The sequence below is a fragment of the Erwinia aphidicola genome, assembly GCF_014773485.1.
Taxonomy (GTDB): domain Bacteria; phylum Pseudomonadota; class Gammaproteobacteria; order Enterobacterales; family Enterobacteriaceae; genus Erwinia; species Erwinia aphidicola.
Window position 1 is genome coordinate 220,291 of the sequence record NZ_JACXBP010000005.1, and the last position, 25,263, is coordinate 245,553.

Annotated in this window: 20 protein-coding genes; 7 read left to right on the plus strand and 13 right to left on the minus strand. The window is 59.2% G+C overall.

The window, feature by feature from the left end:
• From arnB to ID864_RS13915, 6 genes are all read right to left on the minus strand, one after another.
• The gene (arnB, locus tag ID864_RS13890) at positions 1-1,140 is read right to left on the minus strand and encodes a UDP-4-amino-4-deoxy-L-arabinose aminotransferase (protein ID WP_048916807.1); all 1,140 of its coding nucleotides are present in this window, start codon (positions 1,138-1,140) and stop codon (positions 1-3) included.
• 301 nt (positions 1,141-1,441) lie between these two features.
• On the minus strand, positions 1,442-2,434 hold the full coding sequence (locus ID864_RS13895; protein ID WP_396018882.1) for a substrate-binding domain-containing protein: 993 nt from the start codon (positions 2,432-2,434) through the stop codon (positions 1,442-1,444).
• A gap of 49 nt (positions 2,435-2,483) precedes the next feature.
• Positions 2,484-3,521: an ABC transporter permease gene (locus tag ID864_RS13900; protein ID WP_048916809.1), complete on the minus strand. Its 1,038-nt coding sequence runs from the start codon at positions 3,519-3,521 to the stop codon at positions 2,484-2,486.
• 150 nt (positions 3,522-3,671) lie between these two features.
• Positions 3,672-5,165 carry a sugar ABC transporter ATP-binding protein gene (locus ID864_RS13905; RefSeq protein WP_048916810.1) on the minus strand — a complete coding sequence of 498 codons (1,494 nt, stop codon included), beginning with the start codon at positions 5,163-5,165 and terminating at the stop codon, positions 3,672-3,674.
• A complete protein-coding gene (gene xylB, locus ID864_RS13910) occupies positions 5,162-6,670 on the minus strand; it encodes a xylulokinase (protein ID WP_191149961.1) in 1,509 nt (502 codons plus the stop codon). Before xylB ends, ID864_RS13905 begins: the two co-directional genes overlap by 4 nt.
• Before the next feature lie 3 nt (positions 6,671-6,673).
• Complete coding sequence (locus tag ID864_RS13915; protein WP_048916812.1) at positions 6,674-7,708, minus strand: NAD(P)-dependent alcohol dehydrogenase; 1,035 nt, start codon at positions 7,706-7,708, stop codon at positions 6,674-6,676.
• A gap of 220 nt (positions 7,709-7,928) precedes the next feature.
• Between ID864_RS13915 and ID864_RS13920 the strand changes: the two genes are divergently transcribed.
• The 3 genes from ID864_RS13920 to ID864_RS13930 all read left to right on the plus strand — a co-directional run bounded on the left by ID864_RS13920 (position 7,929) and on the right by ID864_RS13930 (position 10,042).
• A complete protein-coding gene (locus ID864_RS13920; protein ID WP_099754131.1) occupies positions 7,929-8,459 on the plus strand; it encodes a D-lyxose/D-mannose family sugar isomerase in 531 nt (176 codons plus the stop codon).
• Between the two features lie 94 nt (positions 8,460-8,553).
• Positions 8,554-9,558, plus strand: coding sequence for a LacI family DNA-binding transcriptional regulator (locus ID864_RS13925; protein ID WP_224750504.1), 1,005 nt, complete (start codon positions 8,554-8,556; stop codon positions 9,556-9,558).
• A gap of 19 nt (positions 9,559-9,577) precedes the next feature.
• Positions 9,578-10,042 (plus strand): hypothetical protein, encoded by a 465-nt coding sequence (locus ID864_RS13930; RefSeq protein WP_048916814.1) that lies wholly within the window; start codon positions 9,578-9,580, stop codon positions 10,040-10,042.
• Between the two features lie 117 nt (positions 10,043-10,159).
• Here ID864_RS13930 and ID864_RS13935 read toward each other — a convergent pair whose 3' ends face one another.
• The gene (locus ID864_RS13935; RefSeq protein ID WP_048916815.1) at positions 10,160-12,541 is read right to left on the minus strand and encodes a glucose/quinate/shikimate family membrane-bound PQQ-dependent dehydrogenase; all 2,382 of its coding nucleotides are present in this window, start codon (positions 12,539-12,541) and stop codon (positions 10,160-10,162) included.
• Positions 12,542-12,800: 259 nt separating this feature from the next.
• Positions 12,801-14,900 (minus strand): TonB-dependent receptor PqqU, encoded by a 2,100-nt coding sequence (gene pqqU / locus ID864_RS13940; RefSeq protein WP_353939701.1) that lies wholly within the window; start codon positions 14,898-14,900, stop codon positions 12,801-12,803.
• Between the two features lie 518 nt (positions 14,901-15,418).
• Here pqqU and ID864_RS13945 point away from each other — a divergent pair.
• The 4 genes from ID864_RS13945 (at position 15,419) to ID864_RS13960 (ending at position 18,353) form a co-directional block, all read left to right on the plus strand.
• Positions 15,419-15,781, plus strand: coding sequence for a hypothetical protein (locus ID864_RS13945; protein ID WP_048916816.1), 363 nt, complete (start codon positions 15,419-15,421; stop codon positions 15,779-15,781).
• A gap of 23 nt (positions 15,782-15,804) precedes the next feature.
• Complete coding sequence (locus tag ID864_RS13950; RefSeq protein WP_048916817.1) at positions 15,805-16,950, plus strand: iron-containing alcohol dehydrogenase; 1,146 nt, start codon at positions 15,805-15,807, stop codon at positions 16,948-16,950.
• A gap of 70 nt (positions 16,951-17,020) precedes the next feature.
• Positions 17,021-17,797: an SDR family NAD(P)-dependent oxidoreductase gene (locus ID864_RS13955; protein ID WP_048916818.1), complete on the plus strand. Its 777-nt coding sequence runs from the start codon at positions 17,021-17,023 to the stop codon at positions 17,795-17,797.
• Positions 17,798-17,954: 157 nt separating this feature from the next.
• Positions 17,955-18,353 carry an RcnB family protein gene (locus ID864_RS13960; RefSeq protein WP_099754133.1) on the plus strand — a complete coding sequence of 133 codons (399 nt, stop codon included), beginning with the start codon at positions 17,955-17,957 and terminating at the stop codon, positions 18,351-18,353.
• 69 nt (positions 18,354-18,422) lie between these two features.
• Here ID864_RS13960 and ID864_RS13965 read toward each other — a convergent pair whose 3' ends face one another.
• The 5 genes from ID864_RS13965 to ID864_RS13985 all read right to left on the minus strand — a co-directional run bounded on the left by ID864_RS13965 (position 18,423) and on the right by ID864_RS13985 (position 25,209).
• Positions 18,423-20,078, minus strand: coding sequence for a methyl-accepting chemotaxis protein (locus tag ID864_RS13965; protein WP_048916819.1), 1,656 nt, complete (start codon positions 20,076-20,078; stop codon positions 18,423-18,425).
• Positions 20,079-20,264: 186 nt separating this feature from the next.
• Positions 20,265-21,848: an ABC transporter ATP-binding protein gene (locus ID864_RS13970; RefSeq protein WP_048916820.1), complete on the minus strand. Its 1,584-nt coding sequence runs from the start codon at positions 21,846-21,848 to the stop codon at positions 20,265-20,267.
• 3 nt (positions 21,849-21,851) lie between these two features.
• Entirely contained in the window at positions 21,852-22,661 is an 810-nt protein-coding gene (locus tag ID864_RS13975; RefSeq protein WP_048916821.1) for an ABC transporter permease, read from the minus strand.
• Positions 22,662-22,665: 4 nt separating this feature from the next.
• Positions 22,666-23,658 carry an ABC transporter permease gene (locus ID864_RS13980; protein WP_191149963.1) on the minus strand — a complete coding sequence of 331 codons (993 nt, stop codon included), beginning with the start codon at positions 23,656-23,658 and terminating at the stop codon, positions 22,666-22,668.
• 6 nt (positions 23,659-23,664) lie between these two features.
• The gene (locus ID864_RS13985) at positions 23,665-25,209 is read right to left on the minus strand and encodes an ABC transporter substrate-binding protein (RefSeq protein ID WP_048916836.1); all 1,545 of its coding nucleotides are present in this window, start codon (positions 25,207-25,209) and stop codon (positions 23,665-23,667) included.
• Positions 25,210-25,263: the final 54 nt, after the last annotated feature.

Here is a 25,263-nt window from a genome sequence, read left to right on the forward strand (position 1 = left end):
TTATTTACCTGCCAGCTTACGCAGCGCCGCAATCACGCGGCCGCAGTCGTCATCAGTCATGCCGGGAAACAGCGGGATAGAGCAGATACGATCGGAGTTCCACTCGGTGTGCGGCAGCGACAGCTGCGGAAAACGCTCGCGGTAATATTTCTGCGTGTGCGCGGCGCGGAAATGCAGCCCGCTACCGATGCCCTGCTGTTTCAGCGCCTGCATCAGCGAGTCACGATCGATGCCGCAGCGCGCAGGGTCGACACGCAGAATGAACAGGTGCCAGGCGTGCTGATGCGGCCATACAGGCCGGCTCAGCGGCAGGAAAGGCGTGTCCGCCAGCTCTGCCAGATAACGCGCCGCAATCTGCCCGCGGCGCGCATTGTTCGCCGCCAGCTTGTCGAGCTGCACCAGCGCAATCGCCGCATTGATATCCGCCAGGTTGTATTTAAAGCCCGGCATAATCACCTCAGCCTGCGGCGCGCGCCCGTGGGTCTGACGGTCAAAAGCATCCACGCCCAGCCCGTGAAACTTCAGGCTGCGCACGCGCTCAGCCAGCGCATCATCATCGGTGACCACCAGCCCCCCCTCGGCGCAGCTGATGTTTTTGATGGCATGGAAGGAGAAGATGGCGGTACCGCTGTGGCCGACGTGGCGTTGGTGATAGTAAGTGCCCGCAGCGTGCGCGGCGTCGTCGATCACCGCGATGCCGTGGCGTTTGCCCAGCGCGTGAATAGCGGCAATATCAGCGGGTGCGCCAGCATAATGCACCGGCACAATCGCTTTGGTACGCGGCGTGATAGCGGCTTCGATCAGCGCTGGGGTCACCATCAGCGTATCGCGATCGACATCAATCATCACCGGGGTCGCCCCCAGCAGCACAATCATATTCAGCGTGGAAACCCAGGTCAGCGACGGCGTGATCACCTCATCCCCCGGCCCGATGCCCAGCGCCATCAGCGTAACGTGCATACCGGCGGTGGCCGAACTCACGGCAATCGCATGGCGGTTGCCGGTTAGCTGGCAAAAAGCCTGCTCAAGCTGCTGATTTTTCGGCCCGGTGGTGATCCAGCCCGATCGCAGCACCTCTTCAACGGCGCTCAGCTCTTCATTGCCCATAGACGGGCGCGAGAAAGGGAGAAATTCGGACATTATTTCAATCCATTCAAAGAATCATTACGCAAAATTAGCGCTACCGAGAGTAGCAACGCCTGGGTATATAAAGCGTAAATGAAATTCCTTAGGGGAAGATTAAGAGCCGGCTAATCGGGGAATTAAATCAGTTTGGTTGATGGCGGGTTTAACTAGAAAATGCAGCGGCGCTCATTTCGCCAGGAAAAACTCAAACTTAATTAAAAGTTATTATTATTGTCACAGTTTATGTGCAGAAAAATCGGGTAGCCTGAATAAGCATTCAGGCCATGCCGGTTGGGACATGGCCTTTATTGAAAACTTACTGACGCGCTTTCAGCAGCTGCGCAGCATTGTCCACCGTCACTTCGGTCCACGGCACCGAGTAGCGCTTCGCTTTGCCATCATCCCACGCCATTTTGCCTTCGTACTGCTTCCAGATATCTGACTGGGGTTGATAGCTGTCCCCCTTCACGGCCCGCAGGGCGACGTCAATCGAGCCCTGCATCTGCGCGTGTGCGTCCTGCAGGATCGACACCATTTCACCCGCCTGCACGGCGCGAATGGCGTCTGAAACTCCGTCCACCCCGGCGATGGCAAAATCTTTGACGTTCAGGTTGGCGCCTTTAATTGCCTCAATCGCCCCCAGCGCCATTTCATCATTTTGCGCAATCACGCCATTGATCTGCCCGCGATGCTTCTGCAGCCAGTTTTCCATCAGCGGCAGCGCTTCGGCGCGAGACCAGTTAGCGGTTTTACGCTCCAGCACGTTAATGTTGCCTGCGCCGCACTCGGCAATCGCTTTATCATTGCCCTGCCCACGCTGTATTTCGCCGCTGCCTCCCTTTGGCCCCTCAATAATGACCACGTTGCCCTTGCAGTTCATTTTCTTCAGCACCGACTTCGCTTCCAGATAGCCGCCCAGCACGTCATCGGAGACCACTTCAGCGGTCATTTTGTCGGTATTTAACCGCGCATTGGTGACGATAACCGGGATTTTTGCCTCATTGGCCATGGTCACCACATCAATATTGGCTTCATAGTCCATCGGGTTAATAATAATGGCATCAGCATGAGTCTGAATGGCGGTCTCCGCCTGGTTGTTCTGCACCATTGGGTCATAGCGCCCGTCATAGACGGTCAGCTGCACATCGCCACTCTTCACAGCAGGGTGTTCTTTACCGGCTTTTTCCATCAGCTGCACAAATTCCGCTTTCATCCCATACATCAGCACGGCGATTTTTACCGGCGCAGCCTGGGCGGCCATGCTGCCCGCCATTAACATGCCCGAGGTTAATAAGGCAATTTTGGTCATCTTATTCATGGTGACTCCTGGTTTGTAGAGTGAGGTTTTATTATTTAATTTAATCGCGCTGTTGCTTACGCGATGGGTCAAGCAGTACTGCCACGACAATTAATGCCCCTTTTATGATCTGCTGGTAATAGGACTGCACGCCCAGCAGGTCGAGGCCGTTATTCATTACGCCAATAATCAGTACACCAAACAGGGTGCCGACCAGCGTGCCCACGCCTCCGGCCATGCTGGTGCCGCCGATCACCACCGCAGCAATCGCGTCCAGTTCGTAGGCGGCCCCGGCACTGGTCTGGGCCGAGCCGGTTCGGGCGGTGAGGATCAGCCCGGCAATCCCGGCCAGCGCACCGCACAGGGTGTAGACCAGCACTTTAATTTTCACCACGCTGATGCCCGAGGTGCGCGCGCTCTTCTGGTTGCCGCCCACCGCATAGACGTAGCGGCCAAACAGGGTGCGGTTAAGCAGCACCCAGGCCAGCGCAAACAGCAGCACAAAAATCAGCACCGGTACCGGAATGCCCAGCACATAGCCATTCCCCAGCCAGCGGAAGTCCGGGTTGAGCTGCGACACCGGGTTACCGTCGGTGGTCAGCAGCGCTAGGCCGCGCGCGGCGGAGAGCATTCCCATGGTGACAATAAACGGCTGCAGGCGATAGCGCGCCAGAATGGTGCCGTTGAGCAGCCCGCAGACGATGCCAATACCGAGCGCAATAATCATCGGCACGATCAGCGCATGGGCGGTATCACCTATCGCCAGCCCGCTGTTGGTGGTGGCAAAACGCGCCGCGACAATCCCGCTGAGCGCCAGCACCGAACCGACCGAGAGATCGACCCCGGCGGTAATAATGACAAAGGTCATACCGACGGCAAGAATGCCGTTAATCGAGATCTGGCGTAACACAATCAGCATATTTTCGTTACTGAGAAAATAGTTGCTGCTCCACGCCCCGTTTGCCACCTGCACTTCACCAATCACAGTGACGATCAGGCACAGCACGAAGAAGGCGATAATAATGCCGTATTTATGCAGACGGCTTTTATTACGCGTAAGGAAAGACGGCCCTGGTTTCAGAGAAGGAATTGCACTCATAAATTTATCTCTCTACTCGTCATACTTCAAACCGCAGGTGCGTTGGCTTCATCCCTTCACCGCAGTCACATAGTTAACTATGCTCCTGCGGACTCATGGATTTGCCGCCTTCCTGCGATTAGAATTATTTAGAGTCAATATTGTTGAAGATTACACCGCCAGCTTCATTAATTCTGCCTGGGTGACATTTTCAGCCGATAATTCACCGGCCAGCGCGCCATCTTTAAACACTAATATCCGGTCGCTCATACCAATAATTTCCGACAGCTCAGAGGAGACCATAATGATGCCGCGATCTTTCAATGCAAATTCCGACATAAAGCGGTAGATCTCTTTTTTTGCTCCGACGTCGATACCGCGCGTTGGCTCATCCAGCAGCATCACCTGCGGGTCCAGCAGCGCCCAGCGGCCGAGTACCACCTTCTGCTGATTGCCGCCGCTGAGATTGCCCACCAGCTGCTCGCCATCCGGCGTTTTAACGTTAAAGCGCTGGATCATCGCGCGGGTGCGCTCCTGCTCCATCCGGTCGCTGATAAAGCCCGCACGGCTAATGGCCGGGAAAGAGGCGATGTTGATGTTCTCATTGACCGAGCGGCACAGCACCAGCCCGGTCTCTTTACGATCTTCCGTCACATAGGCAATGCCGCTGTCGATCGCCTGGCGCGGCGAGTGGCGTGCCAGCGTCCTGTCGCCCATCCGAATAGTGCCGCTCTGCGCATGTTCAATGCCAAAAATCAGGTCGAGAAACTCGCTGCGCCCGGAACCGACCAGGCCATAAATGCCGAGGATCTCACCGCGCCGCAGCGTCAGGCTGATATTGCGCACCTTTCTGCCCCAGCACAGGCTGTCCACTTCCATCATCACTTCCGTGCCCGGCTGGTTAAACTTGGCGAACTCGCTGTCGAACTCGCCGCCGATGATATGTTCGATCAGCTGCTCGCGGGTGATATCGGCCAGCAGCCCTTCGTGGATATAGCTGCCGTCGCGGAAAATGGTGTAGCTGTCGGCGATCTGGAAAATCTCCGCCAGGCGGTGCGAGACGTAAATAATGCCTTTGCCCTTTTCCGCCAGCCGCTTGATCGCCTGGAAGATTTTCTGCACGTCCTCCTCGCCGATCGCCGAGGTGGGTTCATCCATAATGATGATGTCGGCGTTGGCGTGCGACAGCGCTTTGGCAATCTCCACCAGCTGCTGCTCGGCCACGCTGAGGTTGCGCATAATCGCCGTCGGCGACAGCGTAAAGTGCAGGTCGGCCAGCAGGTCGGCGGTCTGCTGATTCATCCGTTTAAAATCGACGAAGCCAAAGTGACGCGGCTCGCGTCCCAGCCAGATATTCTCTGCCACGCTCAGGTCGGCAATGGTGCTCAGCTCCTGCTGCACGATGGCAATCCCGGCCGCCAGCGCCTCTTTAGGGTGGGAGAACTCGCAGCGCTGGCCGTTGATAAAAATGTCTCCGCTGTCGGGCTGGATAAAGCCCATCAGAATGCTGAGAAAGGTGGATTTTCCGGCGCCGTTGCCGCCGCACAGCGCGTGGATTGAGCCGCGACGCAGGCAGAACTCGGCATTCTTTAAGGCCACCACCGGGCCGAAACTCTTCTTCAGGCCGCTGACTTCCAGCAGATAAGCCGCTGCTGTGTCGCTCATAGCGTTACCCCATATTCTTTTTGCAGCAGATGCAAATAGCGTTGATAAAGGTCGGCGTAGCGGCGCTGACGAGCCTCATCCGGCAGCGCGCGGCTGCGCTCATCCAGCAGCACAAAACGCTGACACAGCAAATCCAGGCTGTCGGCCGCTTGCGGGCTGTCTACCTGCTGATGGCACCACGCGGCCTGGATTGCGGCTCCGAGCGCCGCCGACTCCTTCTCCTGCGGGCAGACCACCGGGCAGCCCATCACATCGGCGACGATTTGCCGCCAGCGCAGGCTGTTGGCGCCGCCGCCGGTCAGGCGGATCTCATCCAGCCTGATGCCCTGCTGGCGGAACAGATCCAGCCCGTAGCGCAGCCCGTAGGTTGCCCCCTCGACCACCGCCAGGCAGAGATTGGCGGCGGTGAAATTATCGCTGTTGAGGTTATGCAGGCTGGCACGCGCATTCGGCAGCGGCGGTACGCGCTCACCGTTGAAAAATGGCAGCAGCAGCATGCCGCCCGCGCCCGGCTCGGCTTGCTCCAGCGCCTGATTAAACCCGGCAACATCCTGCTGCAGCAGTCCCTGGACCGCGCTACTGGCCGAGGTGACATTCATGGTACAGACCAGCGGCAGCCAGCCGTTGCTGCTGGAACAGAATCCAGCGATGGCCGCGGAATCGGCCACCACCGGGCTGTCGGCGCAGGCAAACAGCGTGCCGGAGGTGCCGAGGCTCATGGTCAGCACCCCTGGGCGGATATTGCCGCTGCCAATTGCCGCCATCATATTGTCGCCGCCGCCGCTGGCGACCAGCGTATCGGGGCGCAGGCCCAGCGCATCGATAGCCCGCTGGCACACTGTACCGACCGGTTTTTCCGCCGCAATCAGCGGCGGCAGTGCATTCCACAGGCGGCCACTGTCGTCGATCAGCGCCACGGTATGACGGTCCCAGCAGCGCTGGCGAATATCGAACAGGCCGCTGCCGGAAGCGTCACCGTACTCCGCCACGCGCTCGCCGGTCAGCCAGAAATTGAGATAGTCATGCGGCAGCAGCACGCAGGCAAGGCGCTGCCAAAGCTGCGGATGCTGACGCTTAAACCAGATGATTTTCGAGGCGGTGTAGCCCGTCGCCGGCACCAGACCAAGACGTTGCAGCGCCGCCGCTTCACCGCCGAGCTGTTCCAGCAGCCAGCTATTCTCGGCAGAAGTGGAGGTATCGCACCACAGCTTGACCGGGTGCAGCACGTCACCCGCCGCATCCAGCGCGACAAAGCCGTGCTGCTGGCCGGAAACCGCCAGCGCCGCGATCTGCTGCGGTGCAACGCCAGCGTCTGCCGTTGCCGCAGCAAAGGCGGCGATCAGCGCAGTGATCCACCATTCGGCGTGCTGCTCGCGTTTGCCCTGCCCGTCGCTAAGCATGGCGTGGGGCGCGCTGCCGCTGCCGAGAATAGTGCCCTGCTGGGCATCAATAATCACCACCTTGGTGCCCTGCGTTCCGCAGTCAATGCCCGCATACAGCGCCATGACCTACTCCATTTCCAGCATGATTTTGATGTCGGTCGGGTTGCCCGCCGCCGCGCGTTCAAAGGCGGTCACGCTGTCGCTGAATTTGTAGGTATGGGAGATCAGCGGCTGCACGCGCAGCTTGCCGGCGCTCAGCAGGCGCAGGGTGCGCGGGTACATGTTGGCGTAGCGGAAAATGGTTTTAAAGGTGACTTCTTTAGCCTGGGCCGCCACGATATCCACCGGCGCGGCATCAATCGGCATTCCCACCAGCACCGCCGTGCCGCCGGGGGCGATATGGTCGCAGATGCTAAGGATTGCGGCTTTGGCACCGCTGCACTCGAACACCACGTCAACGCCGTTACCGCTGGTGAGCTGGGCGACTTTCTGCGCCACGCCTTCCCCGCAGCTGTTCACCGCGTGCAGGCCTTCATAGTTGGCCGCCACCCTCAGCTTGTCATCGAACAGATCGCAGATGATCACGTCGGAACAGCCCCCGGCCAGCGCCGCCAGCGCGGTGACGACCCCAATTGGACCGGCACCGATCACCAGCGCGATATCCCCTGGCTTGATGCCGGCTTTGGTCGAAGCATGCATGCCAATCGCCAGCGGTTCCACCATTGCACCTTCGGCAAAACTGACGTTGTCCGGCAGTTTGAAGGTAAACGCGCCGGGATGGATCACCGTCTCGCGCAGGCAGCCATGCACCGGCGGCGTGGCCCAGAACTGCACCGCCGGGTCAAGGTTGTAGATCCCGGCGCGCGACTGGGGTGACTGCATATCCGGAATGCCCGGCTCCATGCAGACGCGGTCACCGATGCTCAGGTGCTTCACGTTTTTGCCCAGCGCCAGCACCACGCCGGAGGCTTCGTGCCCCAGCACCATCGGCGCTTTCACCACAAACGGTCCGATGCGGCCGTGCTGGTAGTAGTGAACGTCGCTGCCGCAAATCCCGACGGAGTGGATCTTAATCTGCACATCGTCATCGCCCAGCGTCTCGCTGAACTCACGATCCTCAATGGCAATCTTACCGGCTTGTTCAAGCACCAGAGCTTTCATAATCCTCTCCCCTGTGATGTTTTAGATGGTATCGATATCATTTCAATAGCAGCAAGAGTAAAAGAGTCGGCGTTAAAAATATGTGAACCTGGTTAAATTTTTAGCAAAAAGCACATTCACGGCAGAAAAAACGCGGCAATAATGGCTAACGGCACAATAAATAGTGCGCTAACGCGGTTATTAACGATGATATCGATAACATCAGATAAGGAGAATTACCATGCCCAGTCTCCACCAGGCCTGCGAGCAGACGCGCCATTTCCTCGCAACAGCGGCGATTGAACTGACCCCGGATGAGCAGCAGCAGATTGAGATTGCCACCTTCGGCCTGCCGGATTATCCGCTCTCCGGGCTGCAGCTGCTGACGTACGTCAATACCCCGCGCTACTGTGCGAAGGAGCTGGTGCTGTTCCCGCGCCAGACCTGCCCTGAGCACCTGCATCCGCCGTTTAACGGCACCCCGGGCAAACAGGAGACCTTTCGCTGCCGCTGGGGGGAGGTCTACCTGTTTGTCGACGATGACAGCCTGACCCCGAATAATGGCGCGTGTCAGCCGCCGGAGGGCGCAGAGCAGTGGTACAGCGCCACACGCTATATCCTGCTGCGCCCCGGCGAGCAGTACACCATTGCCCCGAATACCCGCCACTGGTTCCAGGCAGGCGATTACGGTGCGGTGGTGTCGGAGTTCTCGTCAGAGAGCCGTGACGATCTGGATATTTTCACCGATCCCCGGGTGAAAAGAGCGGGATAGCCGCGACAACATTCGCAACCTGTCAGGCAATCTGTCATGATGCGCAAATGGTACAAAATGATGACTTTTTAACGTCGCGAATCGGGAGCATAAATTGACGCCAGGCAGGAAAGTGAAGGCCACGCTGGAGAGTGTGGCCATGCAGTCAAACGTCAGTAAAATCACCGTATCCCGCGCATTTTCACACCCGGATAAGGTGCATCCTGAAACGCTGAAGCGCGTGCTGGAGACCGCCGCCGAAATGGGCTATGTGGTGAACACCGCCGCGCGCAATCTTCGCGCGCGCGACAGCAAAACCATCGGTATCGTCAACCCGGATATGAATAATCCGTTTTTTGGCGGGCTGACGCGCCTGATGACCGAGGAAGCCGAGAAAGCCGGCTACGATACGCTGGTATTTGACTCCAGAGAGTCGGTGGAGCTGGAGAACCGCATCATTGATAAGCTGATCGGTTATAACGTCGATGCCATTGTGCTGTCGGTGCTCTCCTCCGACTGCAACTATCATCCAGCCTATCTGCAACGCCTTGAGGCGCTAAACATTCCGGTGATCCTCGTTGACCGTGAGCTGGATATCAGCTCGTGCAGCGGCGTCTATATCGACAACCTCGACTGCGGCCTGCAGGCCGGGCGCTATCTGCTGGAGCAGCAGGCGCAGCGCGTGGTAGTGGTCTCCGGGCCAGAGGACTCCAACGTCGCGCGCGAGCGGGTCACCGGGCTGAGCGCCGCGCTGCAGGGGAAAGTTGCCAGCCTTGAGGTCCTTTACGCCGATTTCTATATGGATGTTGCGGCGCAGGTGACGGGTCACTACCTCGATAATCATGCCCCGCCGGACGTGTTTGTCGGCTGCAATAACCAGATCTCACTCGGGATTATCAAATCGTGCATCGACCGCCAGCTGGTGCCGATGCGCGACGTCAGCCTGTTTAGCATTGATGAGATCTCGCACGCGGCAATCTACGGCTTCCACTTTCCGTGCATCGCGCACGATCTGCATGAAATTGCCTGGCAGGCGATCAATCTGGCGATCCGCCGCGCCACCGAGAGTGCGATCAAGCCGGGCAAAGTGATTGTTCGTGGTAAAATAGTCCTCCCTTAATCGCCAGAAGGAACGAACGGTGAACAGTATTACTCTGCCCCCTGCGCTGCTGACGCTGCTTGACGGTTCGCTGCCCGCCAGCCATCGCTTTCAGGCGATCCGCCTGTCGAGCGTCGGTGAAAACGGCTGGCCGTATGCCGCGCAGCTTAGCCTCGGTGAAATCATTGCCACCTCCCCCACGGAGCTGCTGTTCGCCATCTGGCCGCACTCCACCACCACGCAGAACCTGAGGCGCGATGGCAAGATCACCCTGGCGCTGGTGCTGAACGATGCGGTGATCGAGATCCAGGCGCTGGCAGTCGCGCGCCCGGAAACGCTGACGGATTTGGCGCTGGCGGTGTTTCGCGCTGAGGTGAAGCAGGTGATCGCCCACCGCGCACCGTATGCCACCGTGGTCAGCGGCCTGACGTTCAGCCTGAAGGATGAAGCCGCCGCGCTGGCGCGCTGGCGCGAGCAAATCGCCGGGCTGAAAGCGCTGGCATAAAAAAAGGCGACCTGTGAAGGTCGCCTTTTTGAAAACTGGGATAAAGCGGGTCGGGCATGCCCGACCCCTACCGATTTTAGTAGGGGCGAGGCATGCCTCGCCCGTTATTCGATCCCGTTATTTGCTGTCCGGCAGTGCATAGGCTTTCACGTAGTCGCCCAGCTTGGTGCCGAACGAACCGTGACCACCGGCAACAATCAGTACGTACTGTTTGCCGTTCACTTCATAGGTCATTGGCGTAGCCTGACCGCCCGCTGGCAGACGCGCTTCCCACAGCTGTTTGCCGTTAGAAACGTTGAAGGCACGCAGGTAGTTATCGGCGGTTGCCGCGATGAAGAACACGTTACCGGCCGTGGTGACCGGTGCGCCCAGCATCGGCATACCCATTTTAAACGGCAGCGGAACCGGTGAGCTGTCGCGCACGGTACCGATACGTTTTTTCCACACGATATCGTTAGTCTTCAGATCAACCGCAGAGATGTAGCCCCATGAAGGCTGCTTGCATGGGAAGCCCAGCGGAGAGAGGAACGGGTTCAGCGTCACGCCGTACGGCAGGCCGTACTGTGGCTGCACGCCAGACTCGGTACCGGTACCGCCTTTGTCATTCTCATCCGGCTCGATGGGATTGCCCGGGCCGCGTGGGATCAGGCGGGACACAAACGGCAGCGCCATTGGGTTAGTCACCGCGACCTGACGATCGGTATCGACGGCAATACCGCCCCACTCGAACATCCCCAGGTTACCCGGGAACACCAGGGTGCCCTGCTCGGATGGCGGGGTGAACGGACCTTCGTAACGCAGCTGATGGAACATCACACGACAGATCAGCTGATCGTAGATGGTCGCGCCCCACATATCCTTACCGGCCAGCTGGGCCTTAGGACGGAAGCTCAGTTCAGAGTAAGGCTGGGTTGGGGAGACATGGTCGCCCTTCGCCGCACCACCCGGTACTTTCATTTCCGGTGCCGGAACCACGGGCTTACCGTTGGTCCGGTTCAGCACAAAGATGTCGCCGGTTTTGGTCGGAATGTAGATAACCGGAACTTTGTTGCCATCTTTATCGTTGATGTCAGCCAGCGTCGGCTGTGCCGGAACGTCCATATCCCACAGGTCGTGGTGCACGGTCTGGTAGAACCAGGCCAGCTTACCGGTGGTGGCGTTCAGTGCCAGCATACCGGTGGCGAAGCGCTCCATTTCCGGGGTACGGTGACCGCCCCAGATATCCGGCGTCGAGACACCAATCGGCAGGTAAACCAGGTCCAGCTTGGCATCGTAAGCAGCAGGTGCCCACGAGTTCGGCGAGTTCGGCGTGTAGTGCTGAGCGCCTTCTGCAATCAGATTCGGATCTTTCGCGCCGGTATCAAACGCCCACAGCAGCTTACCGCTGTTAACATCAAAGCCACGGATTACTCCGGATGGCTCTTTGGTCGAGTAGTTATCGGTGACTGCCCCGGCCATCACGATAGTTTTATCGGTCACGATCGGCGGTGAAGTTGGCTCGTAAGAACCGACTTTGTTATACGGCAGGTTGCTCTGCAGATTCAGTTTGCCGTTTTCGCCAAACTCCGGGCACAGCGCACCGGTTTCCGCGTCCAGCGCGTACATGCTGCCATCGTTCACCGGCAGCAGGATACGGCGTGAGCACAGCGCAGGCTTGCTGCCCGCAGGCGTGGCCGCCGCTTCCGGCGTCTGCACGTAAGACACACCGCGACAGGTCACATGCTGGAACGTCGGGTCGGTCTTCATTTTCGGATCGAACATCCACTTCTGCTTACCGGTCGCGGCATCCAGAGCAAACAGCTTCTGGTGCGCAGTACACAGGTAGAGAGCGTCGCCGATCTTAATCGGGGTCACTTCGTTAGTGATTTCACCCGGATCGCTGGCGGTTTTCAGGTCGCCCGTCTGGAAGGTCCAGGCTTCCTGCAGCTTATCAACGTTGCCGTCGTTGATCTGCTTCAGAGGCGAGTAGCGCGTACCGCCCTGGGTACGGCCATAGGCAGGCCAGTCACCGGCAGGAATACCATCGTCAGCCGGCGCGGCAGCAGCCTGATCGTGGCTAAGCGTGCCGTTGATCTCCTGCGGGTCGTTAAACACCGAGTAAGCCAGCACCGCCACCACGAACACCAGCACGGCAGAGAGCGCCACGCGCGGGAACGCGCCTTTAGAGCCCAGGCCACGCCAGATGAACGGCAGCACCAGCCACAGGCCAAGGAAGAAGGTGACGTCGAGGCGCGGAGTCAGCGCCCAGAAGTCAGAGCCCACTTCCCACAGCGACCAGATTGTGGTGGCCAGCAGGAACAGTGCGTACAGCAGCAGGGCTGCACCCCGGCGTCGATACAGCAGGAAAGCGGTAATCAGCAGAACCACACCCGCGATGATGTAGTAGAGCGAACCGCCCAATTTAGCCAACCAGATACCACCGATTAACAGGTATAAACCACTCAGCGTGGCGAAAATAGCCGTTAACAGGATCAGTATTCTTGATGCTTTACTTTGCATAGTTTGAACCTTACCAAAATTTAAAGTCGTCGATTGAGCATAAGCCCAATCTTTTAAAACACCCTTTTACCCGTCATATTTCAAGCTGCCTCTGCGTTGGCTGCTCTCACTCACCCGAATCACTGACTCATGTAAGCTCATCGGGATTCGTTCTCTTGCCGACTTGATGCAACTCGAACTATTTAAGGTAAGTACTGCCCTATCCATCGGGTGTTTTTTACCCGCGAACGTTCGCAGGCTGTTGCTGGATTCTTTGCTATCAGAACTGATAAGCGAGCGTCGCGCCGCCACCCCAGTTGCGCCCCGGCGCCGGTTCGAAGTAGCGCCCGTTGCCTTCATTAACAATCACTGAGCCAACGTACTGGCGGTCGAACAGGTTGTCGACGCGGCCAAACAGATCAAGGGACCACTGGCTCCAGTTGAAGCGATAGCCGCTGTTGAGGCTGGCGACGGTATAGGTCGCTGCCTGCGCGTCATTGGCGTCATTGGCCTGAATGCTGCTCATAAAGCGAATATCGGCCCCGGCATGCCAGCCGCTTTCCGGTGCATACTCCAGCGAAGCGTAGCCCATATTGCGCGCGATGCCCGGCAGGCGATTGCCCGCAGGGGTGCAGCTGCCGCTGGCAGAGCAGGTTTCGTTACGGTAGGTGGCATCCAGCAGCGTCCACGCCATTTTCAGGCGCCAGTCCATCGCAAACTGCTGATCAAAGCCCAGCTCGACGCCGCGACGGCGGGTCTCACCGGCGTTTTTATATACCGCACGTCCGCCGGAACTGCTGTCGACCACCAGCTCGTTATCGGTGTTGGTCTGGAACACGGCGGCAGTCAGCAGGCCATAGCCGATACGGGTTTTGCTGCCCAGCTCAAAAGTATCGCTGGTGGCCGGCTTCAGCCCGAGGTTCAGCCCGGTCTGCGTGCCGGAAGTGGAGCGATATGAAAGCTCATTGATGGTCGGGGTTTCAAAACCGCGCCCGGCGGAGAAGTAGACATTCCACGCGTCGCTGACGGCATAGTTGATCGAGCCCATCGGCAGCAGCTTGTGGTAGCGCGCGCTGCCGCTGTCGTCACCGTTGCCGGTGGTAATGTAGTAGTCGGTGGAGTCAAAGCTGACGGTGCTGTAGCGCAGGCCGGCATCCAGCGTCCACTTTGGCGTTAGCTGCCAGCTGGTTTGCAGATAAGGGTCGAGGTTCCACATGGTGTTCTTCTCGTTGCGCCGCTGCGCCCCTTTCTCGCCAAACTCCGGCACGCCACCCACCAGATTAAAGTTCTGGAAGCCCTGGCGGCGCTCGGTCATGGTTTCATAGTCGATGCCGCCGGTCAGCGTTACCGGCATTGCCCCGAGCAGGCCATCGTGCTTCCAGCGGGTATCGACGCCCTGATATTTACGCTCCAGCACGATTACGCCACCCGGATAGGCCGGATTGTTCTGCGGTCCCTGGGGGATCGACTGGTACTGAGTGGTATGGCGCTCGCCGTGCCAGGTGGTGAGCGTCAGCAGGTCGTTGTCGCTCATCTCGCGCTGATAGCGCAGGCCGAGCTGGGTCTGGTCGAGGCTCTTACGGGTGTTAAAGTTATCGCCACGCGGCGACTGGCGCGGGTTGGCTTTGTATTCGTCTTCGGTCAGGCCACCAGGATCGTTGGCATCCACCGATACGCTGTTGAACATCAGCGTCAGGGTACTGACGTCATCGAGGCGCACGCCAAACTTGCCGTTGCCGAGGCTTTTCTGCGTGCCGCTATGGTCACGAAAGCCGTGGGTGGTGAAGCGCGAGCCGGACAGAGTGTAATTCACATCCCCGGCGTGAGTGCCGTCACCGGTGGCGCCGCTGGCTTTGACGCTGTTACGCCAGCTGCCAAAACTGCCGAAGTAAGTACCCGCTTCGAGCGTGGTGGGCTGAGTCCCGGTGGTGGTATCGATATTCACCACGCCGCCGGAGGCGTTACCGTACAGCGCAGAGTACGGGCCGCGCAGCACTTCAACTTTGCCAATCGAATTAATGTCGATGTTTGAGGTCTGGCCCTGACCGTCCGGCATGGTGGCCGGAATACCGTCAACGTACATGCGCACGCCGCGCACGCCGTACATCGAACGGCTGCCGAAACCGCGCACCGACAGCTGTAAATCCTGGGCGTAGTTCTGACGGTTCTGGATCTGTAACCCCGGCACGCTGCCAAGGCTTTCGGAAAGATTGACCTGAGCGCTGGCGTGGCGCATATCATCGCCATCAATCACGCTGACGGCGGCAGGCGTATCCAGCTCGGAGAGGCCGGTACGCTGTTTAATCACCATCAGGGAAGGTTCCTGCTCCTGAGTGGCGGCGGCAGAGGATTGCGCATAGCTGATGGCGACCGGCGTCATCAGAAATAGCGGCGTCAAAAAGAGAGCAGAGGTTTTTTTATTCACTGGAATTATTCGATAAGTAAAATTACCAAAAGGCCTGCCCGGCTCCGCCGGATAGGCGCCCGTCACTCCCTGACGTCCAACTGTTATGTATCAGCGAGGCAACCTGCCAAAAGTATATAACCCCTTGACCAGTTTGCCTGGAAATTACACAAGTCAGTGATTCCTGCGATAGGTTGTATCGCCTGTTGTGCCCGCCGCAATCGGGTTGCTTCGCCGCACTAATGTGATCCAAGTCTCAAAACGGAGGCGATTGTAGCACTCATTAATTTGCTTGCGAACTATTGTTAACGATTTAGCTGAATTGATTCAGTTTAATGTTACAAAACGCAGGGTTATTGCCGCAGGCACAGCACAATGAAAGTGAATGCTAACTATTTCTCAGAGCATTCTGCCGCAATGACTGCGCCGCTTCGCCGGGCTATACTAAGCCGATTCTCATAAACTGAGTGGCCCTTCAACCAACAGGATGTGCTATGCAGTCTTCAGGAACCCGGCAAATATCCTCATTACTCTTCCCACTGCCTGTTGCGCTGGCTCTGCTGCTTAGCGCCTGCTCCTCCGACTATCAGGGGGAAACGTGCGCTGCGACAGTCTCGACGCTCAGCGGCCAGTCGCTGGGTACGACTCAGGGCAAAGTTATTGACCGCTTTAGTTCTTTCTCAGTCACTCTGCCGGATTTACAGGTGGAGAGCGGCGCACTGCTCTCTTCCGATCGCCAGCTCTACGTCCCTTCGGCCACCACGCCGGACGGCTGGCTGGCCCAGCGTATTTCTGAGCACCGGTTCAGTATTATCAACGCGCCAAAAGATCGGAACATCACTTTTACCTGCCCTTAACTTTGCGAAGAGATGCCCTGCCGATGAACACCAGCCTACTGATTAGCAACCGACAGACCTTTTTTGGCGCTGGCAGCCTGCAACAGCTGCTGCCGCTGCTCAACGCCGAGCCGCTGGCGACCGTGCTGTTCTGCGGCCGCTCGTTTCTTAATGGCCCCGCCTGGCAACGGCTACAGGCCGGGGTGGAACCGCTGCTGTGCGGCATCGAAGTGGTCAGCCACGAGGCTTCGCCCGCGGAAATAGACGGCTGGGTAGCACGCTGGCGCGGCAAGGCGCAGCGCGTGGTCGCCATTGGTGGCGGCAGCGTGATAGACGCCGCGAAAGCGGTCGCCGCCCTCAGCCAGCACCCGCTCAACACCCTGCGCTACCTGGAAAAGGTTGGCGATACGCCGGTCAGCGGCGCGACCCTGCCGCTGATCGCCATTCCGACCACCGCCGGAACCGGCAGCGAAGTGACGCAGAATGCAGTGATCACCGATAAAGCGGCGATCAAAGTCAAAGCCTCGCTGCGCCACGCTAACTTTGTGCCGCAGATAGCGATCCTCGACCCGCACCTGCTGCGCGGCGCGTCCGACCACGTGCTGGCGTGCTGCGGTATTGATGCCTTTACCCACCTGTTCGAGGCGTATCTCTCTGCAAAAGGCAACGCCTTTAGCCGCCAGACGGCCATCGCCGGGATGCAGGCGTTTATTCGCGGCTGGTCGGCGCTTAATCGTGACGATGCCAGCGGGGATGAAGCCCGCGAACAGATGATGCTGGCCTCCTGGCTGGGCGGACAGAGCCTGAGCATGGCCGGGCTGGGGGTGATCCACGGCATTGCCGGGGAGCTTGGCGCCATCAAAGATTATCATCACGGCGAAGTGTGTGGCCGCCTGCTGCTGCCGTTCCTCAGCCTGCTGGAGCAGAGCGAAAATGCGCAGCAGGTCAGACTGATGCAGCAGCTGGCCGCGCTGCTTTTCCCGCAGGCCTCACCCGATGCCCCGGCCCGTCAGCTGAGTGAGTGGTTACGCACTAACGCCATTACCCCGTTCTGGCACTCCCCGCCCGCGCTGAGCGCCGCGGAAGTTGACTGGATCCTGGCGCGTTCCAACAGCAAAAATTCGCTGGTCAGCTACAGCCGTGAGCAGCAGAACCGGCTGCTGAGCGAGGCGTATTCCATTAGCGATTAATGCCGCGGGCGGCAAAAGCGGCTTAATCGTGTCTACACTTACCCCCTGGCTCTATAAACGGGAGAACGTGATGAAGATTGATTTAAGCGGCAAAACCGCCATTGTCACCGGGTCCACTAAAGGTATTGGTAAAGGTATCGCTCAGGGTCTGGCTGCAGCAGGTGCCACGGTGGTCGTCACCGGGCGCACCCAGCCGCAGGTTGATGCGCTGGTCAAAGCGCTGGGCCACGGCGCACGCGGACATGCGGTTGACCTCGGTACGGCGGAAGGCTGCAAAGCCCTGCTGAAAGCCGAACCGCGCTGCGATGTGCTGGTGAATAATGTCGGCATCTTCCCCGGCGGTGACTTCTTTGAAACCGACGACGAACTGTGGCAGAGCATCTGGGACATTAATGTCATGTCGGCCGTGCGCCTCAGCCGCGCCTATATGCCGCAGATGATCGACTCCGGCTGGGGGCGAGTGGTGTTCCTCTCGTCCGAGTCCGCCATCAATATTCCTGCTGATATGATCCACTACGGCGTGAGTAAAACCGCGCTGCTGGCGCTGTCACGCGGGCTGGCAAAAGCCGCAGCCGGGACCGGCGTGACGGTCAACGCCGTACTGCCCGGGCCTACGCTGTCCGACGGCTTTGCCGACTTCTTTAAACAGGAGCTGGCTGACGGTGCGGATCTGGAAGAGCTGGGCGTGAAATTCGTCAAGGCCAATCGTCCGACCTCGGTGATCCAGCGCGCCGCCAGCGTTGAAGAGGTCAGCAATATGGTGGTGTACGTCTGCTCCCCGCTGTCGTCCGCAACATCCGGCGCGGCGCTGCGCGTCGATGGGGGCGTGGTCGAAACCCCGTTCTGAACAGCAGGCACCGCGCCGTGCGGTGCCTGTTTTTCGTTAGTGAAGATTAAAGATTTCGTTAAACCCTGCCGTCTCAGACTTTTACCCTTGTTCGCCCCGCCGCCAGACGCCACATTCCTTCTGTCTGAACATTGATTCAACCGCAAGGAATAACAAGATGAAAAAAAGCCGCACTATTGCCCTGTCAGCAATGATATTCAGCAGCCTGAGCCTGAGCGCGTTTGCTCAGGGTCCTGACGAGGGGCCCGGCCAGCAGCCGGTTAAGCACCCGCAGCAAAATCAGCCCCATCAGCCCCATCAGCAGAATCAGGGTGGAATACCGCAGCGCGGCGCTGAGCACCAGGCCAACAACCACCCACAGCAGCGCCAGCCCGATTTTCGTCGCGGTCGCCCGCTGCCGCAGCAGTATCGTGGTGAGGGATATCAGGTTAACGACTGGCACAAACGCGGCCTGAAAGCACCGCCGTCCGGCCACCGCTGGGTGAATGTGAAGGGTAATTACGTGTTAATTGCCGTCGCCACCGGGGTGATTGCCTCGGTGATTGCGCATCATTAAATTCGCCCTTTGCCGTCGCAACATACCGGCTACTGTAGGGGTCGGGCACGCCCGACCCGAAATGTTAAATCAGAATGAACTCCAGTTATCGTCCACCGATGCCAGCGCGGGTTTCGCCAGGCGTGGTGCCGGGGCGATCGCCGGAACTTTGCCCGCGCTGGCCGCAGCCACCACCGGGCGGCCAGACTGCAGGCGGAAGGCCGCCACCAGCTGGTTCATATTCACCGCCTGCTCCTGCAGCGACTGCGAAGCTGCGGAAGCCTCCTCCACCAGCGCGGCGTTCTGCTGGGTCACGGTATCCATCTGTCCAATCGCCAGGTGCACCTGCTCAATCCCCTGGCTCTGCTCCGAGGTTGCTGCCGCCATTTCGCCCACGATATCAGCCACCTGACGAATCGATCCCTGCACCTTCGCCATATTGTCACCGACGTCAGCGGCCTGAACAGAACCGCTTTCGACCAGCTGTGCTGAAGTCACAATCAGATCTTTGATCTCTTTTGCTGCAGTGGAGGAGCGCTGCGCCAGGCTGCGCACTTCGCTTGCCACTACCGCAAATCCGCGCCCCTGCTCACCGGCACGCGCCGCTTCCACCGCCGCGTTCAGCGCCAGAATATTGGTCTGGAAGGCGATGCCCTCAATCAGCCCGGTAATATCAGAGATCTTGCTGGAGCTGGTTTTAATTTTTTCCATGGTGCCGACCATCGCCGCCACGGCGTTGCCGCTGTGGACCGACAGATCGTTGGCGGTGCTGGCCAGCGTGCTGGCCTGGCGGGCGTTTTCGGCGTTCTGTTTCACCGTGTCGTTCAGGGTGCTGATGCTGGCCGAAGTCTGCTCCAGCGAAGCCGCCTGCTCTTCGGTGCGCGCCGAGAGATCTTCGTTACCGGCGGCGATCTGGGTGGACGCCGAGCTGACCGACTGCGCCGACGAGGTCACGGAGGTCAGCACCCCGGAAACGCGCGCCATCAGGCTGTTAAACGCCAGAGCGGTTTTACCGATCTCATCGTTGCGCGACGCATCAACCTGCTGGGTCAGGTCAAGGGATTCACTGACCGATTCCATCACGCTCTGCATGCCGTTCAGGCTGTTGCGCACGCTAAGAATAGTTTTCACCGCCAGCAGCCCCATCACAATAATGATGACGCTGGCGAAAATCAGCGTACCCCAGAACACTTTGCTATAGATTTCAGCATTCTGACGGCGCAGGTCGTTACCAATATCGATGTTAACCTGAATCTGGGCCTGCAGACCGGCAACCAGTTTACGCACAATTGCACCCACACCGTTTTCGCCCTGAATCATTGGCAAGGACTGTGCATCATCATGCGCACGGGATGCGGTAATAAATGCCGGCATCGCCCCCTGAATAGCGGTGATGGTGTTCAGCGCGTCATTCGTCATCTCGCGATCCTGATCGCTGGAGATATCATTCGCCATGTAGTAGTCGGTCAGCGTTTTCAGCCGTGCGACAATTTGCTCAATTTTGTTTTCAATCCCGGGTTGCTTGCTGTTGTCGTTTTCACTCTGATGCTCATACAGCGCAACCAGTAATCCGTTGCTGGCACTGATGGCTTTATCCAGGTCTTTAATACTGGGGATGGCATTCACCTGCACATATTCAAAGCGCGACTGGAAGCCGCTGATGGCGTACAGGGAGTAAGCGGAAAGCGCAATCAGAGAAAGCGCCAGGAGGGAAAAGATTAAAAACAGCCTTTTGGTGATGGTCATACTAAATCCCCTGCGTGTGGTGTGCCAGTAATCAGGCAATTAAGCTGGCTGTTATTGGTCAGCCATCATTATTGCCCCCGGTGGTTCCGGGGGCTTCAACACAGGGTTATCGGAAGTTTAGCGGGGTAACTTTACCCGCGGGGAACAACATTCAGGAATATATTTTCCATTTGCCTTACGGCAGCATCAGCACGCTGCCGTCACCTCTGCCAGCCAGCCGGGGCGCATTTCCGGCACCGCGCGCAGCAGCTCGGCAGTGTAGTCATCCAGCGGGGCGCTGAATACTTCACCGAGCGCCCCCTGGCGTACCACTTTTCCGTAGCGCAGTACCATCACCTCATCCGCCACCGCGCGCACCACGTGCAGGTCATGGGTGATAAACAGCAGCGAGACGCCGGTTTCCTGCTGCAGGGTTTTCAGCAGCGCCAGCACCTCACGCCCGACCAGCGGATCGAGCGCTGAGGTGGGCTCATCGCAGACGATCAGCTCCGGCTCTACCGCCAGCGCGCGGGCGATGCAGACGCGCTGCTTCTGGCCACCGGACAGCGCATGGGGATAACGCTCTGCCAGCTGCGGCGACAGGCCAACTTTCTCCAGCAGTTCATTCACCCGTGCCTTACGCTGCAGTGCGGTCCGCTCACTCAGGCAGACCATCGTCCGCTCAATCTGCAGGCCGATCGTTAGCCGTGGATTCAGGGCAGTGTCAGGGTGCTGATGAATGAGCTGCACGCGCTGCAGCTGCTGGCGCGTGCGCTGGCGCAGCGTGGCAGGCAGCAGCTGGCCGTTGAAACGGATTTCGCCCCGGGACGGCGCGACCAGACCACACACCGCGCGGCCCAGCGTCGATTTACCCGCGCCGGATTCACCGATCAGCGCCAGCGTGCGGCCGCGGCCGATTGCCAGCGACACCGCATGCAGCACCGCCTCCCCGTGGTAATCCACGCTGACTTCCGTCGCGGTCAGCAGCGGCAGCGTGCTGCTGCGCGGCGGGTGCGGCTCGCCGTGGCTGTGCAGCAGCTGGCGAGTATAGGCCTGCTGCGGATGGCTCAGCAGCGCCGCCGTCTCGCCACTTTCCACTTCGCGACCGTGACGCAGAACCATAATTCGCTGGCTGAGCTGCGCCACCACCGCCAGGTCGTGGCTGATATAGAGCGCTGCCACGCCGGTCAGTCGGATAATTTGCTGGATCGATTTCAGCACTTCCAGCTGGGTGGTCACGTCCAGCGCGGTAGTCGGCTCATCAAAGACAATCAGCTGCGGTCCGGCACAGATCGCCATGGCAATCATCGCACGCTGCAGCTGACCGCCAGAAACCTGATGCGGATAGCGATGGAAGAACTGTTCCGGCTGCGGCAACTGTAGCTGACTGAAGATCTCAAGCGCACGACGGATCGCCGCCTGGCGATCCAGTACGCGGTGGCGAATCGCGCTTTCAATTACCTGCTCGCCGATCTTCTGCGCCGGGTTAAACGCCGCGCTGGCCGACTGGGCAACGTAGGCGATTTTCGCGCCGCGCACCTTGCGCCACTGGCGTTCCGATAGCGCAGTCAGATCGCTACCGTCGAAGAGGATCTGCCCGCCGCTAAGCCGCATGCCGTGACGGAAGTGGCCGAGGATAGCCTGGCCGATGGTCGACTTGCCCGCGCCGGACTCGCCGATCAGCCCCAGCACTTCCCCCTTGCGCAGGGTAAAGGAGATCTCTTCCACCAGGGTAGCCGCGCCTGCGGTCACCCGCAGCTGTTTAACCTGTAATAACGCCTGTTCGCTCATGCTCTACTCCTGCCAGCTGCGGGTGTGCTGGCTTAACAGCCAGTCGGCCACGCTGTTTAATGCCAGTGCCAGTAGCGCAATCGCCGCGCCGGGGATCAGCGCCGCCCAAACGCCAAACAGAATGCCATCTTTATTATCGCGCGCCAGTCCGCCCCAGTCGGCGGTCGGCGGCTGAATGCCCAGCCCTAAGAACGACAGCGCTGAAAGAAATAGCAGGATAAAGATAAAGCGCAGGGCAAATTCGGCCACCAGCGTGGTAAAGGCATTCGGCAGAATTTCGCGCCACAGCACCCAGCCAAGGCGCTCACCGCGCAGCCGCGCTACCTCAATAAACTCCTGCGCGGCAATCTCCAGCGCCAGCGCACGCGCCACGCGCAGCACGCGGGTCGACTCCAGAATGCCGAGCACCAGCACGATCACCGGGATGGTCTTCGGCAGCATGGCTAACACCACCAGTGCCAGAATCAGCGTCGGGATGGCCATCAGAATATCGTTGAGGCGCGAGATCAGCTGGTCCACCCAACCGCCGAAGTAACCGGCCAGAAAGCCGAGGAAGGTGCCAATGGCAAAAGCCAGCAGCGTGGCCACCGCGCTGACGCTGAGCGAGGTGCGCGTGCCCCAGATCAGGCGGGACAGCAGGTCGCGCCCGAGGTTATCAGTGCCCAGCCAGCTGTCCGGCGACACGCCCGCCCAGGCGCTGCCGACCACCTGGTCCGGCGCAAACGGCGCCAGCCACGGCGCCAGCAGCGCCACCAGCACAAACAGGCTCAGCCCGATAACGCCGGGCAGTACGGAAAGTTTCAGCCTGAACATCAGATCAATTCCTTGTAAAACGCAGACGCGGGTTAGCCAGCAGCGTGATGATATCCGCCAGCAGATTAAGCAGAATGTAGATCCCCGCCAGCAGCAGCGCGCAGTCCTGGATCACCGGGATATCGCGCTTGCTGATGCTGTCGACCATATATTGTCCGAGGCCCGGATAGACAAACACGTTCTCGACGATCACCACGCCGACCATCAGCCACGCCAGGTTAATCACGATCACGTTAACGATCGGCCCCCAGGCGTTGGGCAGCACGTGACGAAACAGGATAGCCGAGGGTGACAGCCCCTTCATTAGCGCAGTATCAACATACGCCGCGTTTTGCGCGCTGACTAACGCTGCCCGGGTCATATTGCTCATATGGCCGAGGATAGCGAAGATCAACGTCATGCACGGCAGCGCGACGGCCAGCAGGCGATCCCCCAGCGGCATGCCGTCGGAGATGCTGCTATTGCTCGGCAGCCAGAACAGAGTGATCGAGAAGATCAGGATCAGCAGATAGCCGGAGAAGAACTCCGGCAGCGAGACGGCGGCGCGGGTGAAGAAGTTGAGCAGGCGATCGATCCAGCTGCCCTGAAAGCGCGCCGAGACAAAGCCAATCACCAGCGCCAGCGGCACGGCAACGATGGCGGTGAAAAACGCCAGCGACAGCGTATTTGCCAGCCTGTCGAGCAGCACCGGGCCGATAGCTTCGCGGCTGGTAAAGCTGTGGCCAAAATCACCCTGCAGCACGCCGCCCAGCCAGGCAAGATAGCGCCCGGCAGCGGGCTGATCCAGCCCCAGCTGTTGATTAAGCACCGCCACCGCCTGCGGCGTGGCGGTCTGGCCGAGGATAGCCGTCGCAGCATTGCCCGGCAGCAGCTGGATACCGACGAAAATCAGCACAGAGACCACCACCAGCATCGCTACACCCGCCAGCAGGCGCTGGCCAATCAGTTTTAACAGAGGAAGGTGGCCCTTCCCCCGGCGTTCAGATAAATGACTCATTAGCTGTTATGCAAACCACACTTTTTCCGCTGCACGGTTACCGCTCATGGTGAAGCCCGGGATCGCCACGAAGCCGTTAATTTTGCTGCTGGCGGCGTCCAGCGCATCGGCATACAGCGGAATAATTTCGCTGCCTTTTTCCACCAGCATCAGCTGGATATCGTGGTAAATCTGGCGGCGTTTCTGCTCGTCCTGCTCCCCGCGCGCGGCGGTCACCAGTTGGTCAAACGCTGGCTCTTTCCACTGCGACTCATTCCACGGCGCACTGCTGGTGAACACCAGCGACAGCAGCGCATCCGCCGTCGGGCGCAGCGACCAGTTAGAGGAGACAAACGGCTTTTTCATCCAGACGTTGTCCCAGAAGGCATCATCCGGTACGCGCTCTACCTTCAGCGGGATACCGGCCTTTTCTGCCGAGTTCTGATACAGCTGCCCGGCATCCACCGCGCCAGGGAATCCGGCCTCTGCCACCGACAGCACCAGCGGGCCGCTGAAGCCGCTTTTCTGCCAGTGATATTTGGCTTTTTCCGGGTCATACGGGCGCTGCGGGATATCTTTGGCGAAATAGGGGCTGGACGGGAAGATTGGGTTGTCATTCGCCACGGTGCCGAAGCCGCCGAGCACGGTTTTGATAATCTGCTCGCGATCGATGGCGTATTTCAGCGCCAGGCGACCGTCCAGGGTATTAAACGGCGCGGCCGTCGCCAGGCCGGGGAACGTGAAGATCTGGCTGTCGCGCGAACGCAGCAGCTGGATATTCGGCATGTGCTTAAGGCGCTCAACAATGCGCGGATTAACGCGGTTGATCAAATGTGCTGAGCCGCTGGCCAGCGCCGCGACGCGGGCAGTAGAGTCATTCATCGCCAGCGTTTCTACCGAGTCGACGTGGCCGCGCGCCGGGTTCCAGTGGTTCGGATTACGCTTCACCAGCGTGCGCACGCCCGGCTTGAAGCTTTCAAGAATGAACGCCCCGGTGCCAATACCTTTGTCGAAGTTTTCATTTTCGGCAGTGATGGCAAAGTGAACATCGCTCAGCAGCGCGATAAACTCGACGTTCGGCTCCTTCAGCTTGATGGTCACCTGATTGGGTGCCGTCGCCTCCAGCGACACCACCGGATCGAGGTAGCCTTTCACCGAAGAACTGGATTTCTCAGCGCGGTGATGGTTCAGCGAGTAAACCACGTCTTTTGCCGTCAGGGTGCGGCCGTCGTGGAACTGCACCCCTTTGCGGATGTTCAGCACCCAGGTTTTGCTACCGTCGCGGGTTTCCCAGCTCTCCGCCAGCGACGGTGTGATCTTACCGTGCTCATCCACTTCCGCCAGGCAGTTAAACAGCTGCGAGCCGACGAAGTACATATAGGATTCAAACCAGAACGCCGGATCAAGGCGGTCAGTGCTTGAGGCATTGTCCATGCCGACCTTCAGATGGCCGCCCTTTTTCGGCGTGGCCGCAGCGGTATCCGCTGCCCACACCGACTGGAATGGCAGGCCGGAACAGGCTGCCGCCACGGAGAGCGCGCCGGTAGTTTTGATAAAATCGCGACGATTCATCATGGTGTATTCCCTGTTTTTTTATCGTTGTTATGGCGCATGGCGCGGTGAAAA